We start from the raw sequence: 16,190 nt of genomic DNA, 5'->3' as shown, positions 1-16,190 counted from the left end.
TAAGGATAGCCGTATGACACAGCAGCAGAAACATCTGGAAGACCTCGCGCCCATGATCGAATTGCGCCGGCTCGTTTATACCTTCCCCGGAGGAGAAGGGCCGGTTGAAGTACTGAAAGAGGTAAACCTGAGCGTGACTACCGGGCAATTCGTCGCGGTATTGGGGGCTTCGGGAAGCGGAAAATCGACCCTGATAAATCTGATCGGGGGGTTGGAGCGCTGTGCCTCAGGGCAAATTCAGGTCAATGGACTGGATGTCGGCAAGATGAAGGCAACGGAGTTGGAAACCTACCGGCAACAGCAGGTCGGATTCGTTTTCCAGTTCTTCAATCTGCTGCCGACATTGACTGCCCTGGAAAATGTGATGTTGGCCCTGGAGGCGCTGAACTCTCCGCCGAAAGACATCCGCGCGCGTGCGCTCCAGACCCTCGATGAAGTCGGCCTGGCGGGAAAAGCCAAGCGTTATCCCTCGCAGCTTTCCGGAGGCGAACAACAACGGGTGGCCATTGCCCGGGCTCTGGTGCGGGAGGCACCCTTGATTTTGGCGGATGAGCCTACAGGCAATCTTGACGAGGATACGGCGGGGCAGGTCATGGAGTTGTTCGCCGATATGCAGCGGCGAGTCAAAACGACTCTGTTATTGATCACCCATGACGCTACGGTGGCTGCTCGCGCCGACAGGATCCTGCGCCTGAGTCACGGACAACTGCACGAGCAAGTAAGAGGGCTGAGCGCATGAGCATATTGGCGCGCAAGCTTATTCGAGACCTATTGCTGATCCGCGGCCGGGTGCTGGCCCTGTTACTAATCATCGGAGCGGGATGTGGGATTTTCTTTGGTATCCAGTTGGCGTTGTCGAATCTGCTGACGACGCAACAGCAGATGTTGAAGGACATGCACTTCGCCGATGTTGAAGTGCAGTTATTGCCTGAGGACCGGGATAATCTTCCGAATCTGACGGCACTCCCCATGATCGAGTCGGTGGAGTCACGTCTGGTTTTTCCAGGGTTCATCCAACTGGCGGATGGTCGCCCACTAACGACACTGATGATTTTTCAGGACACGCCACAGACAACGCTCAACCAACTTCGCATATTGCAGGGGGATATGCCCCTCGCGGGTCAGAACGAAGTATTGATCGATCGGGCCTTGGCAGAGTTTCACGGCTATAAGGTCGGAGATCGGATTGCCGTCAACGTGGGGCGTAAATTGTTTGAGCGCCGGGTGGCAGGAATCGTTATGAGTCCGGAGTTCCTGGTGACGTCTTCCAACCCGGACTATGTAGTGGCGGAGCCAGGATCGGTTGGCGTTGTCTGGGCAGAGTTGGGGGATCTGCGCAAGAGCCTGGGGTTCAGCATGGTCAATAGCCTGTTGCTGCGCTTGCGTGCAGATGCCGACCCCAATCAGGCGCTGGCCGAGATCGCCCGTGCCGTGAGAAGCCTGAATGTAGAGCGTCTTATTCCACAGGCCGAAAACTACAGCACTAAACAGCTGCGCATGGAGATCAATGCCTTTGGCACCTATAGCCCTGCGATCATTGTGACCTTGATTTTATTGGCGCTCGCAATGGGAGTAATTACCTTCCGCCGCTTCGCTGTGGAAAAACAGCGGGAGTTCGCGGTGTTGTTGAGCCTTGGCATACCTCGACGAAGAATTCTTGTCACTCTACTGATACTCGGCGCAGTTCTCGGCGTATTAGGGGGGGGACTTGGCTGGCTGATAGGTTGGTTTACGGGCGGTGCTATCGGAAGCGCCTATGCCCAGGCCATGAAACTGCCAGAAGTCATCCGCACGTTCGAGCCGTGGCTCGCCATTCAAACGCTGGGCCTCGGAATATGCTGCGGCGTGATGGCCGTATTGGTTTCATGCTGGCCAATGCTATGGCGCTTACCTCGAGAATTGTTGACGGAGCAGTCTCGGGGGCATCAGTGGATGCCGCTGGAACTTGCAAGATGGCCGCTATTACTTCGCTTCATTGTTCGTGACCTGTGGCGACAGAGGGAATTGAGCCTTGCCGCCATTCTGGCCATGGGCGGTTCGGTTGGCGTGGCGATCAGTTATGGTCTGGCGATGACCTCGAACTTCGACACAGTAGGCGAAAGTTTCAAGCGCGATAGCTGGAACTATACGATCGATTTCCGCTACCCGGTTTATCAAGATGAGGCAGAAGAATTGTTGCGGCGAGTGGTTGTCGCCCAGGGACAACCCTATTTCCGCTCAAATACGGAAGTACGTCTAGGCAGCCACTATGCAATCGGCGCGCTATCCGGACAGGTCACCGGAGCATTGCACAGTCAGGCCCCTGGTCTGGGTCGTGTTGTATCCAGAGATGGCGAAGCCGTCATCAGCCAGGACTTGCTACGGGAATTAAATGGTCATCTTGGCGATGAACTTGAACTGCAAAAAGGCAATCAGCAATTGACGGTCAGGGTCGTCGGGGTGACCGACGATATATTCCTTCAAACAGTCACCCTTACTATGGCCGATGCACAAAAACTGGCCCAGATGGAAGATAAGGTGAGCGGTTACTATCTGCAATCCGAGCCGCAAGCCCGACAGCGTTTGATCGCTGAGGGCGACCTGGTGGCGCGCGTCACGGATCGTCAGCAGTTATATGAAAGCCTGATGCGGCAGATGGGAGACAAAATGGGGATGGTCAATGTGACTATTGTCTTCGCCATCATGGTGTCTCTGCTGATCGTTACCACTCTGGTCCATTTATCCATCGCCGAACGTCGTGGTGAGTATTCAACCTTGCGCGCACTGGGCTTCTCCCGCAGCAAACTCAGACGCTTCATTTTTCTGGGTGTGGCAGTGCAACTGGCGCTGGCTTTACTGCTGTCGCCAATCATCGGTGTGTTGCTGGTCCATCTGTTGAATGCCCGTATGGGTGAGGTTTGGTACGCGGTTGAAGCTCACTACAGCCTTAGGGATTTTCTCCTGCCGATGTTTGCCAGTGTAGTCGTGGCGCCTTTTGTCGGCTGGCTGGGGATCAATGCCGTGATGAAATTGAATGTACCCGCATATCTCAGAGGGAGAACCATATGAGCGTCCCAAATAAACTGTTTGCCCTGTTGTTGGTTTTTTTCTGTGGATATTCATCCGCGAGCGAACTGTCACCCAAGGACCTGGTACTGGCAGTGCAACGTAATGCCTCACCGGCGGATGAGCAAGTTGAGATCGATATGTTACTTGTCGATAAAGAGGGGAGCAGTAATAGACGCACGGCGACCTTCTATCAGCGCCAACGGGAGCCGGGTAGTGATCAGGATATGCGCCTGATCCGTTTCTCCAGTCCAGCGGAAATGGATGGCAGCGCGGTGTTGACCTTGGAGAACAAGGGCCGCGCCGATGATCAGTGGTTGTATCTTCCGGCCTATCATACGAGCCGTAAAATTCCATCAAGCAACCGCTCCGATCGTTATATGGGAACCGATTTCTTCTATGAAGATGTCAGCGACGACAAGGTGGAGTTGTACGATTTTTCCCTCATAAGCAAGGACAGCCTGGAAGGGCGTGACTACCTGATAGTCGAGCAGATACCCAAGGATGCCCAACTGAAGAAAGAAACCTTTTATGGGAAAAAACGGTTGTGGATAGATCCCGAGCGTCTTGTCACCGGAAGGATCGATTTTTATGACAAGGCCGGCGAGTTAATCAAGCGTATGTCCTCGAGCGCCCCCCAGTTGATCGAAAAGCGCTGGCGCATGAATCAGGTGGAAATGACGGATTTTCGCATCACCCATAAAACGACGATCAACTATCACAATCGTAAGCTTGATCAAGGCCTGAATACCCAGATGTTCACTGTGCGCAGCCTTGAGAGAGGGAGATGAACGTTCGCGTATTGATACTAGTACTGCTGATACTATTGACGGTGCGCGTTGCGAATGCCCAAGAACAGCTGCCGCAAACGAAGATTTCTGGATGGGTTTCCTTGATTGCCGGGGATGCCAACGAAGCCTTCAGCGATGAGAAAACTGTATTGGGAGGGCGCGGTCACGTTGATGTGCAGTTTACGGCCGGAACGCTACAGTCGGTATTCAGAGCGGAATTACCAAGCGATGACAATCTTGGAGACAACAGCAGTACCAGCTTACTGCGTGAGGGCTGGGTACGGAAAAGTGGCGAGAGCTACGACTTGACCTTGGGCCGGCAATTTTTACCTGAAGGGCGTAGTGACTGGTTGCATCCGCAAGGCCAGTTCTCGCCCAGGGACTACACGCAATTAACCACCGTGGATACAGAGCAAAAAATAGGTCTACCTGCCTTACGGCTGGATCTGTATTCGACAGAAACAACTGTCACCTTGGCTGCCATTCGCCAGGACCGTGGCGATATATTGCCCGAGGCAATGGTTTCCTCACTTTCGGAGGACCAGCCGCTGCAAAAAGATCCGGTCGACGCCGGCTTGGCGCGGGTCGAATGGCGTAACGGGCCGTGGGAACTGGGCGCCAGCTATTTGCATGGAAGCGCTTTGTATCCGGTAATGGATCGCAGGGGGGAGGTTTCGGCATACCGGCAACAACGTGTCGCCACCGATGGCAGTGTGAATCTGGACGGCGATATCCTGCGCTGGGATGTGGCCTATATTCGTAACGACAGCGAGGCATACCCCGGTATGCCCGAGCAGGAATGGCTTGCTACATTAGGGCTTGATAAAGGCATATGGAAGGATGGCACATTGAGCCTGCAACTGATTCATCATCATTCGAATCTCCCGGACTCTGAAGGGCTCCCACTTCTGGAAAGTTATAACCAACGTTTGTCGCAGAACTTCAGGAAAAGGCAAAGCTGGCTCACCTTCAATTTGCGTCAGCAGTTCGATGGCAAGCGCGATGCCGAATTAGGCTATATGCAGGGGCAGAAAGGCGAAAACATCGGTTATCTGCGTTATGGCTGGGGTTTCAAGGATGGTTGGCGATTGAATGTTCAAAGTCAGTTCGCACATGGAGAGCTGGATTCTCTAGGGGGTAATTTCATCCCTGAGAAAATTATATTCATGGAACTGCGCCATTTTTTTTAGGCGTTACTTTAGGAATAAAAAACTCGCTGGAGACATTGATGCAACAAATAATGGTTTATTCGGACTCTCTTAGTTGGGGGATCATTCCAGGCACCCGGCAACGTATGAAGTTTCAGCAACGCTGGCCGGGAGTGCTAGAGCAGCGTCTGATAGCGGCGGGCAGGGAAGTACGCATCGTCGAAGATTGCCTGAACGGCAGGCGTACAGCCATGCATGATCCTCTAAAACCCGGGCGACATGGCGGGATAGGCCTAGCCCAGCAAATCGAGGCCCAGTCGCCACTGGCGCTGGTGATCCTCATGCTAGGCACTAATGACTTCCAGTCCATGCATTCCTGCGCGCCCAATGATTCGGTAGCCGGCATGTCTGCCTTGATCGATTGCGTACGAGAAGCGCCTATCGAACCGGGAATGCCGGTTCCACCGATCCTTCTGGTGGCGCCCCCCCCGATAATTATGCCCAAGGGGGACATTGCCATAAAGTTCGGCCTTCATGCCGCACGCAGTAAAGAGCTGTCGTCACTCTATTGCCATCTCGCGCAGGAACGCAGCTGTGCTTTCTTCGATGCCGGTCGCTGCGTGCAGGTGAGCGATGTGGATGGGGTGCACATGGAATTTTCCGCGCACGCGGTATTGGGGGAGGCGTTAGCTCATTATGTTTTACCACTGCTAGATGGTGGTAGCACCAACGATGGCGCCCTATTGACGGAACAGTCTACGGTCACTCCGGTAGTCGTTGATCACAAGTAAGATGTCGGCCCCACCTACTCATGCTTCTCAAGCATCCAGCGGCAATTGTGTACGAAAATTCATACAAGAGTTTGGGTCGGTTCCTAGGTACACAGATATTTTTACGTAGGAATATGGACTGAAATGAGGTGTGGGACAGTGCTAAAGCCGACTCTCCCCTTGGAGGAGTTTCTCGAACAATCGCCGTTCCAAAAATCACCAAGGTTGCAGTTTTAGACAACCCGAAACCAGATACTTTGCGCTATACGGTTAGACGCATAAGAATTTTTGTGGGTCTTTAATGAGGTGACGATTCTGGGTGGTCGTATGTCAACGGGTCAGCCATTATGGAATGGGTTATGGATAACGTGTCTTGATTTTTAACCAGGTCAAATCCAGAAGCGTCAATCTGGATGTGACGGTTGGCGGGCGCGACGCAGACTATATGGGGTCGTTCAAGGCTTGGCTGTTGGCATACAAGTGGCCGCTGATGGCCGCTTCATTCTCAAGTCACAGTTGGGTAAGTGCTCTGCTGAATATTCCCATTGGTCTGCATCGCACGAGTACAACTCCTATTTGAACGGTTGATCCTGTTCGCGATCATGCAACGCATCGCGGTGATGCTTGCTGTTTTGCTCATGGTGGGTCTTGGCATTAACAGCTACTAGAGATTACTCATCGATGCTGTATCTGACATAACCAACGTGCCGGTACAACTCAATGCTTCGGCTTCCGGACTTTCAGTGCTGGAGGGCGAACGGCGAGTTACTGTCTCGATTAAAAAGAGCCTGGCCGTTTAATAACGACAGTACTTGCCTTCCCCTCATGGTTGGTCTGTATCTGTTTTGCTACTGGAGCAGGAAGCCAATGGAAACTACAAGCACGATTGAAGCGTTGGCATGCGGAATTAAGGATATGTTGGCGCTGGAAAGCGTGGATCTCGATCTGCCATTGTCGCAGATCGGTATCGACTCTCTGAACGTGGTGGAGTTGATACTTATCTGCCAACAGGTCTATGTGAACGTGTTCAATTTCGACGAGATCGATATCGACGAAAACACGACGCTTCGAGAGATCGACGAGCAGATGCTTAGTCTATCCGTTTAATGAAAAGTGGCGGAACTATCATGCAAAGCCCGATGCTCGAAGCGCGCGATATCGCCGTGACTTACCACCTGCGTGGTGAGGAGGTTCAGGCGGTACGTTCCGCCAGCCTGAGTTGCCTGCCGGGAAGCGTCACTTTGCTACAAGGGCCAAGCGGCGGAGGCAAATCTAGTCTGTTTTCGGTGCTGGGCGGCTTGATCTCTCCGACCGAGGGCCAGCTGTGGTTGATGGGCAAGCGGGTGGATCAGTTATCCGATCGTCAGCGCACGGCGATGCGCCGCCGCGAGGTTGCGCTGATTTTCCAGGCCTACAACCTGTTTCCGACGCTGACGGCAGCCGAAAACGTGGCCTATCCGCTGCGTGATGGACGGGCGGAGGATGTGCGGGAGCGGATAGAGCGTGCGCTGGAGCGTGTAGGTATGAGCCATCGCATGCACGTGCGTCCGGATCGGTTATCCGGCGGTGAACAGCAGCGCGTCGCGGTAGCGCGGGCACTGGCACAGGAGCCGAGCATCCTGCTGGCCGATGAGCCAACGGGTGCGCTAGATGCCGCCAATGCCGAAAACATCATGACGATATTGCGCAATTTCGCTGATGAGCGAAAGGCGACAGTATTTCTTATCTCACACGACCCAATGACGGAGCGATTCGCCGATCAAAGGCTTGTAATAACCGATGGGGTACTTGCCAATGTTTGAATTTAAACAGTTAGTTTCAATCGGTGTTGTAGCTTGTTTATTTCTTAGTTCGGCTTGCGATGCGTCGGGTAATTCATCTGTTGGTAAATTGATTGGCTCGTCGGATGAGCGATCTGAAAGCGTAGTATTGAATGAAGTGACAAAAGAGACGGGTAGTGGGCCTGTGTCTTTCGAAACTTCCGACCTGGACGGTCTCTACCAGCAACTAATTGCGCAGAACGTCACCCAGCTACCTATCGAAAAGCGCCGCCAACTCGCGCTGCTGGTACTGAGGCGTACGGCCCAGGAAATGCCGCCCAAGCCAGATGGAGTGAACGCCGCCAAAGAACTACTGGCCACAATTCTCGCAGTGTCCGACGATGACCCGGAAATTGCTGCCATCGCTACCAATGTACATGCGATCGAAGCGGGCATGACCGTTTCGCCGATGGGTGCTCTAGCCATAACGAAATCAGTCACTCGGACTCTGGATCGACTAGTGCGGGATAACCCGGACAATGGGGGCGTGCTGATGCAGCGCGGTAGCAATGCGCTGTATTCGCCCATGGTCGCCGGGCGTGGTTCCATCGCTGTCAGCGATTTCGAGGCACTGGTGTCGGGTAGGTTCGCCATCAACGAATCGACACGTTGGTATCTGCTTGAATTGCTCGGCCTTTCTTACCAGAAGGTCGACCGCAAGGACGACGCCCGTCGTATCTTCAGTGAGTTGGCCGATAGCAATGTCCCGTACTGGCAGGCGCGGGCTCAGGTCTTGATCATGGGGCTGGGGCGATGACCGCCCAGGTGGCTCAAGCCTTCGACCGCTGGCAGGTCGAGGGCGCGCAGGGAGAGGCTACGCTCAAGATGGGTGACGGCACCGCGCTGCACCTGCGTGTGGCCTGTCCGCCGGGTGTGGCGCGCACGGTGTTGCTGCTGCTGCACGGCGCAGGAATGCATTCAGGTTACTACCAAACGGTCGGGTGCCTGCTAGCTTCACGCGGACATTTGGTGCTCATGCCGGATCAGCGCGGCCACGGAAAGTCTGAGGGAGCGCGGGGTGACATTGCTCACCACGGCGTTTACTGCGAGGACATCGCTTGGATGCTGCTGCGAGTAAAGACGCTCGGGCTGCCGGTTGTGCTCGCTGCTCATTCCGGCGCCGCGGCCATGTCGGCGCGGGTACTGGCGGAGGTGGCTGCGCCGCAGGTGGCCGGCTTCGCTATGCTCACGCCCACTTTTGCCGACGACGGCACGTTGGTGCGTCGCAACTCCGGTGGCCGAGATTACGGCACCTACTTCCGCTACATGCTGAGGCCGGCTCCCGAAGCCGAGGTGAAGGGGAGGGCACCGGGTAGCAGGATGGTCTTCCGTCTCGGCGCTTTTCTGTTCCATCGCATGACTGGCCTGTGTGGCACCGCGCCGGTGCTCACTTACCAGTCGTCGGGCAAGAACGAGGCTCCCTATACCTACACTGCCCGTGGAGTACGCGGCTCGATGGTCGGCCGAGTCGACCTGCTGCTAGCCCGCCTGCGCTGTCCGGTATTCCTGGCGACAGGTGGCCAGGATGGCTTCGTCAACTCCGATGCCGTACGCACGCTGCTGCCGTGGCTGATCGCCCCGCAAGCGAGCCTGCAGGCCCTGCATGAGGCGGGTGGCGATCACTTCACCACGCTGCTGCTGTCGGCGCAGGCCCTACTGAAGTGGCTAGACACCCTGGTGCTGGAGTCGGCGCAAAGGCAGGAGAGCATATGAGCCTCCTTAGTCTATCCACCCGCCGCGACCCGGTGGCGTTGATCGCCGATCTCGCACTCTACGGTGTGGCGCTGCACGATGAGCTGGAGTTTACGGCTCCCACCGCGTTGCCGGATGGCCCGCAGTTGCGCTTGGAATTCGTTGCGGGACTGCGCCAAGGGTTTGCCGAGTATGCGGTGCCGCTACGCAACTTCGCCGCCAGCAACGGTACTCTGCTAACTCATCCCGAGTTGCTCGCGACCCTGACGCTGGAGTCAGTCGATAACGCCGTCGTGTTGCTGCCGCTGGCGCCGGTGGAGTCGCCAGTGAGGTTCCTTTCCCATCTGGCACCGCAGACCTACCAGGCAGTCAAGAGTCGGATGGTCGTACTCACCGAAAAGCGTCGCCGTGCGCTCGGTCTTTCCGCCACCTTATCGGCTGGCATCCTGCATCAACGTATTTTGACCGACGGCCTGGGGCCGGCGATTGCTACGCAGCTCGCGCAATACCTCGGTCTGGAGTCTGGCCGACTGGTGTTGGTTGATCCCAACCAAACGTTTGACGCCCAGCCGCGTGAGCTGGCGCTGCCGCTGCTTAGCGCTGGCGACCCGCTTAGCGTCAACCTCATCGCGCTGGCTATCCGGCGAGGCTTTTTCGGGCCACGCCCGAAGGCCTTAGGCAAGTACTTCATCGTCAGTCCGCATGGTTTTGGGCGGCCCTTGGCGCGCGAACCGCAACTGCAGCCTGGCGATGCGGCGGCGGCACTTGCCGCCTGCCAATTCTCCTTTCTCTCGCTTCATTAGAATGGGGTTACAGACATGTTAAACCGACCGCTGAGCGCATTGAACTGTGTCGCAGAAGGCATGCTTCCCCAAGGTGATCCGCGCCTCGGGGCACACACCCTGCAACATCTTGTACTCGCCATGCTGCGCGACCGAGCCACTGGTCTGATTCGTGATGTCGATGGTGTGGAGCTGGCTGTCGAGCAGGTAGACGAGGTGGTTGCGCAGCTCACCATGTCCGGGGTCGTACCGGGTGACGTGGTGGTGGTCAAAGCTCGCAATGACTTGGGCGGCGTGGCGAGCATTCTCGGCGTCTGGGCGCTGGGATGTGCGCTTTGTCCGGTCGACCCGAGCGGTGCGCAAGAGGTCCATGCCGCCATCGTCGAGCAGTCCGGTGCCAAGGCCATTGTCGGCGGCGACGGTAGCGTCACGGCGGTGGAACGCGTTTGTGCGGTGCCGCTGATCGAATTGCGAAATCCACGGGTAGCCACCGGTGAGGATCTGGGCCTGATCATCTTCACATCGGGCAGCTCAGGCTCACCCAAGGGCGTACTGCTGACCCATTCCAACGTGCTCTGCGCGCTGCGTGCGATCACCGCCTACCTGGGCATCGGGCCGTGTGACCGGATCCTCTGCATCCCGCCGATGTTCCTGGACTATGGCGTCTACCAGGTGCTGTTTGCGATGTTCGCTCGCACCACGCTGTATCTCGGCAGCGGAGTCACCAACCCACTGCGCATCTTGGAAATGATCAAGTCTTGCAAGCCGACCATCATTCCAGTGGTGCCGGCGTTGGCATCCGGCCTGGCGCGCGTTCTCAACACCTTTGGCAGCGTGATTGAGGGGGTGCGGATTGTCACCAACACGGGCGGTCATCTGGCGCCGTCCTCCACCACCGCTCTGCAACGCGCCTTCCCGGGCGTGCAGGTGGTGCCGATGTATGGGCTGACCGAAAGCAAGCGCGCTCTGTTCCTGCCCGCGGAGCTGGTCGAGTCCAAGCCCGGCTCTGTCGGTGGACCGATGCCCGGCCTGGACGCGCGCGTGGTCATCGCCGACAAGGATGGGCAACTGGTTGAGGCACCCGACAACGTCGACGGCGAGCTCTATGTGCGTGGCGCTTCGGTGATGCAGGGCTACCACTCGCCGGCGGCCGCTGGCGGGGCTCGCCTGATTCCCGGTCATTATCGCGACGACAACTGGCTCGCTACTGGCGATCTGTTTGTGCGCGACGAGGATGGCTGCCTGTTCTTCCGCGGCCGCTCAAAGGCGCTCATCAAGCAGCGTGGCTACTGCCTGTATCCGCGTGATCTGGAGGCGGCCGCCGAGGCTACCGTCGGCGTCGAGTCCTCGGTGGTGGTCGGTCGTACGGAGCCGGATGGCGACGAGAGCGCGGTGCTGTTCGCGGTCACTAACGTAGCCGGCGATGATGCCGCCGAAGCGGCGCTGCGCGACGGCATTCTCGCTCAACTGCATCCGACCATCCAGCCCCGGCTGGTGAAGTTCCTGAAGCAATGGCCGGCCTCGCCGGTCGGCAAAATTGATCTCAACAAGCTGCGCATCATGGCGGAGGAGCTCTGACCTATGTCCGCTAATACCCAAGCACGACTCCCTGATGCTGGAGAGTCCTGGACAGAGTCGCTCGACCTGTCGAACGTGCAGACGCCAGCCTTCGTATTCTCGGCGGATGCGGTGCGGCGTCGTATCCGCCTGCTGAAAGAAGCGCTCGGCACAAAAGTCATCATCTCGTTCAAGGCGTCGAACCAGCAAGATTTGCTGTCGCGGTTGCCGCCGGAGTACTTCGACGGCATCGAGGTAGCCTCTCGCGGTGAGTTACACATGAGTGCCGGTCTACAATCGCCCCATTTCTACGTCAACACCCCGGCGCTGAACGAGTCATTGGTGCGGGCCACGCTTGGTGCCAGGGCGCGCTTCATCCTTGACACCCCCTCACACTTGGAAATGATCGCTCGGCTGCGCGGCGTGCGGAAGGTCGAGCCTATCACCCTGCGGCTGTCCAACAAGCTGATCGCCCAGTTCAGTCCTGACGTGCCGCGTCTTCGCGACGACCAGTTCGGCATGGATATGCCGCAAGTCGTGCAGGCAATCCGCCGCGCAGCTGAGCTGGGTATCGAGATCGACGGGTTGCATCTCTATGCCGGCCCGCACACGTTCGCAAAGGCATCGCTGCACGTGGTAGAGGCAATGCGACAGATTGTCGAGCAGGTCGAAGCCTGGCTGGGCTACCCGATCAAGGTACTCAACCTTGGCGGCGGGCTAGAAGAGAACTGGACCGAGCGCGGCCACGACTTCACCAGCTACCGCGCAGTCTTGGCTACGTTCCCGTCACGCTACGAACTGGTACATGAATTCGGACGGGCGATCTTTGCTGATTGTGGCGTGTTCGCGGTGAAGGTGTTGCAGTCGAAATCGGTCTGCGGCAAGCGCTATGTGGTGTGCGACGGTGGCATGGCGCAAGCTTTCCTTCTGGCGCAGACGGAAAACATGATGCGCAAGTACCGCACGCCCTGGGTCTATGGGCGTACCCCCGAGGCGCTGCCCGAGGGCGAGGAAACCATCATCACCGGCTCTACTTGCAGCCGCGACGACGTCATCGGCCTGGCGCCTTACGCCATCGAAGCCGGCGACATGCTGGTATTTGAAAATTGTGGCGCCTATACGCGTACCTACTCCATGAATAATTTCCTGCAGTTAGGGGAGGCGTCCAGCTATGTCGTCTGATCCCATTGGTAGGATTCTGGCTATGCCAGCGCTCGATGCTCTCGCTCGGCACACTGAGGTTCCCGCCGCTGTACGGCGCCTAATGGAGGCCTCGGCTACCCGACTGACTGACAGCGACATGACGATCGCCGACAGCTTGCAGCCGTTCGCCCGCGTCGAGGAGAGCCGGGTTAGAACCCCGCTGCCTTCGCACGATGTGGTGCACGCCATCCGGTCGCTGGTCGAAGAGGTACGCCGCACTGGTTTCGGACCGCACGCAGCGCAGTTCTTCGGCCTGCTCGGAGCGATCATGATTGACCTGTCCGGTACTGAGGAGCAGGCAGCGCTGGTGCGAAACTGGGTTGGGCAGGGCAAGCAGGCCTGCTTTGCGATGACTGACCGTGGCGGCGCGCTGGCGGCTGACTGGAACTCGGTGCTGCTGCCGGGTGAGCCGCCGCGTGTGACGATCGACAAAATCTGTTCGATGAACGCCAACCGAGCCGACTTCGCAATCATCATAGTGCGCCAGGGCGCTTCGATGGTCCTCGCCTCGTTGCTACTGCCGCCCGAGGTGTACGCCCAAGCCGAGACCTCGCAGTCCGGTCCGACCTTCCTCGACGGCCATCTACCGTTGGGCAACGTCAAACTCACCATTGAGGCCGCTTCCCCATCCTGGATGATGAACCGCGGTGGACCGATTGCCTCCAAGATTTTCCTGACGATGGCGCGACCTTGGCTGATTCGTGCGTTGATTGCACACATCTTATGGCTTGAGGAACAGGGGCGGGTGCGCCTGGATGAGGTGGCATCTGCCTCGATTGATTTTCTGTCCGGGGCGGCGATCAACCAGGCAGAACTCGGCTACTTCGACCGCTTCTCCGAAGACCAGGCAATGGCGCTCAAGTGGATCGCCAACGAAACATGGGTGCATTTGGTCATCAGCGGTCTTGTGCCTGCCCAAGGCGATGCGCGCGATCTGCTCGGTTTTTCGAAGATGGAGGGCAGTTCGTATCGCTGCTTCTTCGAGATCTACCAGCGCAACAAGAGGTTCCGTGATGTTGGAGCTTGAGGCGGTGTTCTATCGGTCGTTGCCGGTGTTACCGACCCAGATCCGTAGCGGCGGCGAGCAGGCCGCCCGTGTCATCGGGCGGCTACTGGCCGACGAAGTGAGTCGTGCGACGGCAGGCATCGATCCTGCGCAGATCGGCTTCAGCATGGTCGTGAGCACGATCATGGACATGCCGTTCACCTCGGGCTGGCTGCGTTGGGAGAGCATCCGCGCCGAGATCACCCGTCACTGTGTGCATGTGCCGCAGAACTTCACCGCTTCCTACGAGTGTGCCGGCTGGGGCTACGCGCTCGACTACGCGGCGCGGCGTACACCGCAGGCCACCTATGCGCTGATCCTGGTGGCGGATCTGAACATCCTCGACATCAGCTTCTGGCGCGGTGACCCCAATTGGGGGGCGTCGGGCTTCGGCATCTCGGCGGTGTTGCTGCGCCTGCCGCCGGTAGAGGAACGTAATGGGGTGGTCAGCGTCGCCCAGTCGAGCCAAGGCATGGGTGAGTTCTGCGTTGATTTGCGCAAATGGCTCGCCAAGACACCCGAAGGGCTCGCCAACGTGCCTTACCTGCCCGTCGAGATGGCAGGGATCTACTCACACTTCTTGCCGATGGATCGAGTGATGCCCGATCTCCACGCACAGTGGGGGCACTGCTTCGGTTCCGACACCTGGATCAGCTATATCACCCATCTGGAAGGCGGCCTGCTGCAGCCGGGGCAGGTGCACACCGCTACTTCCGCCTCGCTACGCGGCTACTGGGCAATGACCAAGCTACGGCTGTCGCCGACGGTGCGTTACGGTTTCGTCGATGGGACTGGGGCCTCGACCTTACAGGTTGCCTCATGACGCATGTGATTGAGTATCAGGGGCTGCTGGTGCACACCTACCGACCAGGCAAGCCCGCTCCGTCCGGCTTTCATACGCCGCCTTTTCACGACGACCTGGATTTCGACAGTTACCGACAACTGGGCCGTGGCTCCTGGCCGGCCTCGCGGGTGACCTACGAGCGCAAGTACGAGTTACTGAGCGATATCGTCGGCATCCTACGTCACGAGGCCGAGGGGCTGTTCCAGGAAATCCTCGTCTACTCGCGCATGCCCAGCATCATGCGGATGCCAAAGTCGCTGTTTGGAAAGGACCTGTTCTTCCTGTTGGGCCTGGAGGATGAGTGCGAGCGGCTGGCTGCCAAGGGTGTGAGTCTCTTCGGTCTGCGCGAGGGGTTCCTGCGCCACATGCTTGAGGACGGCGACAACCGCTTACTGTTGCGCTGGTACAACGCACCCGTCGGGGCGGCTGAGACGATGGTACGTATCGCCGATGCGCTGAACGACTGCGGGATCGAGCAGATCGATCTGACGGAGGCTCGGGCATGATCCTCGGCACCGATTGCTACATCACAGCGATCTACCTGTTTGAAGGTGGCGAGATTCCTACTGGGCTGGATGGGGCCGAAGGAATCGAACTGTTCATTGTCACCTCGTCGGCCGAGATCGACATCGTTCACGAGCCGCGTGCGCGCGAAATCCTCCGAGCCAGCATGCCGCGTGGATACACGGGGGAGATCGTCTTCGTTTCCATCGGTTGTACTGGTCTGTTCGCCACCGTGCTGGAGTTCGTTCAGCGGTCGGTTCGGTACTGCCGCATCCTAGCGCTCGAGACGCCGGCCAGTTTCGTGCAGCACACCTTGGACGTGGCCAAGCTCGGCGACGGCGGCGATGGCTTCATTGCCCAGGATGTCGCCTGTGTGATGGATCTGAGCAAGGAGCGCAAAGGCGCGATAGCCAAGATCGGACATTGCGAAATCCTCGCCCGCCGAGGCAGCTTCGGTGGCACGGCGAAGCTGTCACAAGAACTCGCGCGTTGCCTGGAGAACTTATGCCTACGCCTGCCGGGCGCGGAAATAGTTACCTTCGAGAACGTCTCGCTATGGTCACAGCGGCTGCTGCAACTGCTGACGGTGATGCTGAGGGAGGGGGCCGTGCCGCCACCAGAGCGTTGGTTGCCCTCTATCGAAAGCGACGAGCGCCATTTCATGAGCGTGCGTCCACTGCTTGACATGCTTTCCCATATTAACCACCCCCCCCCCCAGGCGCTGATCGTTGCCTGCCTGGGCGCTGGTGGCCGGATAGGCCTGATGGCGCTGGAGTGGCTCCGTGTCGACGACGGAACAACCGAGCCGGTGCGGCTCACCTACGAACCGACGTTCGGCAAAGCTGATCGCCATGATCTGGGAGAAATCGCTCTGTTGGGCGAACACGACACCGTGCCGGTGCGCCCGACCCATGTGCTTTACGCCGACCGCGAATTCTATGGACGCAACAATTTTTACTTCCAGTGGACCCTTCGAAACTGAGGCTATT

General features: G+C 57.9%; 16 protein-coding genes and 1 pseudogene. All 17 read left to right on the top strand.

Annotation, left to right across the window (positions count from 1 at the left end; genetic code table 11):
* Positions 1–13: 13 nt before the first annotated feature.
* The 17 genes and pseudogenes from CKW29_RS01265 to CKW29_RS25695 all read left to right on the top strand — a co-directional run bounded on the left by CKW29_RS01265 (position 14) and on the right by CKW29_RS25695 (position 16,183).
* Entirely contained in the window at positions 14–739 is a 726-nt protein-coding gene (locus CKW29_RS01265; protein WP_095144271.1) for an ABC transporter ATP-binding protein, read from the top strand.
* Positions 736–3,048 (top strand): ABC transporter permease, encoded by a 2,313-nt coding sequence (locus tag CKW29_RS01260; protein ID WP_095147764.1) that lies wholly within the window; start codon positions 736–738, stop codon positions 3,046–3,048. The genes CKW29_RS01265 and CKW29_RS01260 overlap by 4 nt, the downstream gene beginning before the upstream one ends.
* Positions 3,045–3,836, top strand: coding sequence for an outer membrane lipoprotein-sorting protein (locus CKW29_RS01255; RefSeq protein WP_095147763.1), 792 nt, complete (start codon positions 3,045–3,047; stop codon positions 3,834–3,836). Before CKW29_RS01260 ends, CKW29_RS01255 begins: the two co-directional genes overlap by 4 nt.
* Complete coding sequence (locus CKW29_RS01250; protein WP_095147762.1) at positions 3,833–5,026, top strand: hypothetical protein; 1,194 nt, start codon at positions 3,833–3,835, stop codon at positions 5,024–5,026. Before CKW29_RS01255 ends, CKW29_RS01250 begins: the two co-directional genes overlap by 4 nt.
* A 38-nt stretch (positions 5,027–5,064) precedes the next feature.
* Positions 5,065–5,775 (top strand): SGNH/GDSL hydrolase family protein, encoded by a 711-nt coding sequence (locus tag CKW29_RS01245; protein WP_095147761.1) that lies wholly within the window; start codon positions 5,065–5,067, stop codon positions 5,773–5,775.
* A 581-nt stretch (positions 5,776–6,356) separates the two neighbouring features.
* Positions 6,357–6,548: pseudogene (locus CKW29_RS25940) on the top strand (efflux RND transporter permease subunit); the annotation flags it as partial.
* A gap of 73 nt (positions 6,549–6,621) precedes the next feature.
* Positions 6,622–6,861, top strand: a complete 240-nt coding sequence (locus tag CKW29_RS01240) for a phosphopantetheine-binding protein (protein ID WP_095144266.1) — start codon at positions 6,622–6,624, stop codon at positions 6,859–6,861.
* Between the two features lie 20 nt (positions 6,862–6,881).
* Positions 6,882–7,556, top strand: a complete 675-nt coding sequence (locus CKW29_RS01235; protein WP_159950216.1) for an ABC transporter ATP-binding protein — start codon at positions 6,882–6,884, stop codon at positions 7,554–7,556.
* Positions 7,549–8,331 (top strand): hypothetical protein, encoded by a 783-nt coding sequence (locus CKW29_RS01230; RefSeq protein ID WP_143496828.1) that lies wholly within the window; start codon positions 7,549–7,551, stop codon positions 8,329–8,331. The genes CKW29_RS01235 and CKW29_RS01230 overlap by 8 nt, the downstream gene beginning before the upstream one ends.
* Entirely contained in the window at positions 8,328–9,287 is a 960-nt protein-coding gene (locus CKW29_RS01225; RefSeq protein ID WP_095144263.1) for an alpha/beta hydrolase, read from the top strand. Before CKW29_RS01230 ends, CKW29_RS01225 begins: the two co-directional genes overlap by 4 nt.
* Positions 9,284–10,069, top strand: coding sequence for a hypothetical protein (locus CKW29_RS01220; protein ID WP_095144262.1), 786 nt, complete (start codon positions 9,284–9,286; stop codon positions 10,067–10,069). Before CKW29_RS01225 ends, CKW29_RS01220 begins: the two co-directional genes overlap by 4 nt.
* Before the next feature lie 15 nt (positions 10,070–10,084).
* Positions 10,085–11,626 (top strand): class I adenylate-forming enzyme family protein, encoded by a 1,542-nt coding sequence (locus tag CKW29_RS01215; protein ID WP_095147758.1) that lies wholly within the window; start codon positions 10,085–10,087, stop codon positions 11,624–11,626.
* A 3-nt stretch (positions 11,627–11,629) separates the two neighbouring features.
* Entirely contained in the window at positions 11,630–12,787 is a 1,158-nt protein-coding gene (locus CKW29_RS01210) for a hypothetical protein (protein ID WP_095144260.1), read from the top strand.
* A gap of 118 nt (positions 12,788–12,905) precedes the next feature.
* Entirely contained in the window at positions 12,906–13,835 is a 930-nt protein-coding gene (locus CKW29_RS01205; protein WP_143496824.1) for a hypothetical protein, read from the top strand.
* On the top strand, positions 13,822–14,676 hold the full coding sequence (locus tag CKW29_RS01200; protein WP_095147756.1) for a hypothetical protein: 855 nt from the start codon (positions 13,822–13,824) through the stop codon (positions 14,674–14,676). The genes CKW29_RS01205 and CKW29_RS01200 overlap by 14 nt, the downstream gene beginning before the upstream one ends.
* On the top strand, positions 14,673–15,203 hold the full coding sequence (locus CKW29_RS01195; RefSeq protein ID WP_095144257.1) for a hypothetical protein: 531 nt from the start codon (positions 14,673–14,675) through the stop codon (positions 15,201–15,203). The genes CKW29_RS01200 and CKW29_RS01195 overlap by 4 nt, the downstream gene beginning before the upstream one ends.
* Entirely contained in the window at positions 15,200–16,183 is a 984-nt protein-coding gene (locus CKW29_RS25695; protein ID WP_159950213.1) for a hypothetical protein, read from the top strand. The genes CKW29_RS01195 and CKW29_RS25695 overlap by 4 nt, the downstream gene beginning before the upstream one ends.
* Positions 16,184–16,190 lie beyond the last annotated feature (7 nt).

It is taken from the genome of Pseudomonas sp. Irchel s3a18 (genome assembly GCF_900187535.1).
GTDB lineage: Bacteria > Pseudomonadota > Gammaproteobacteria > Pseudomonadales > Pseudomonadaceae > Aquipseudomonas.
Note: the sequence above shows the minus strand (reverse complement) of the source record. Positions and strands in the feature narration are given on the sequence as shown.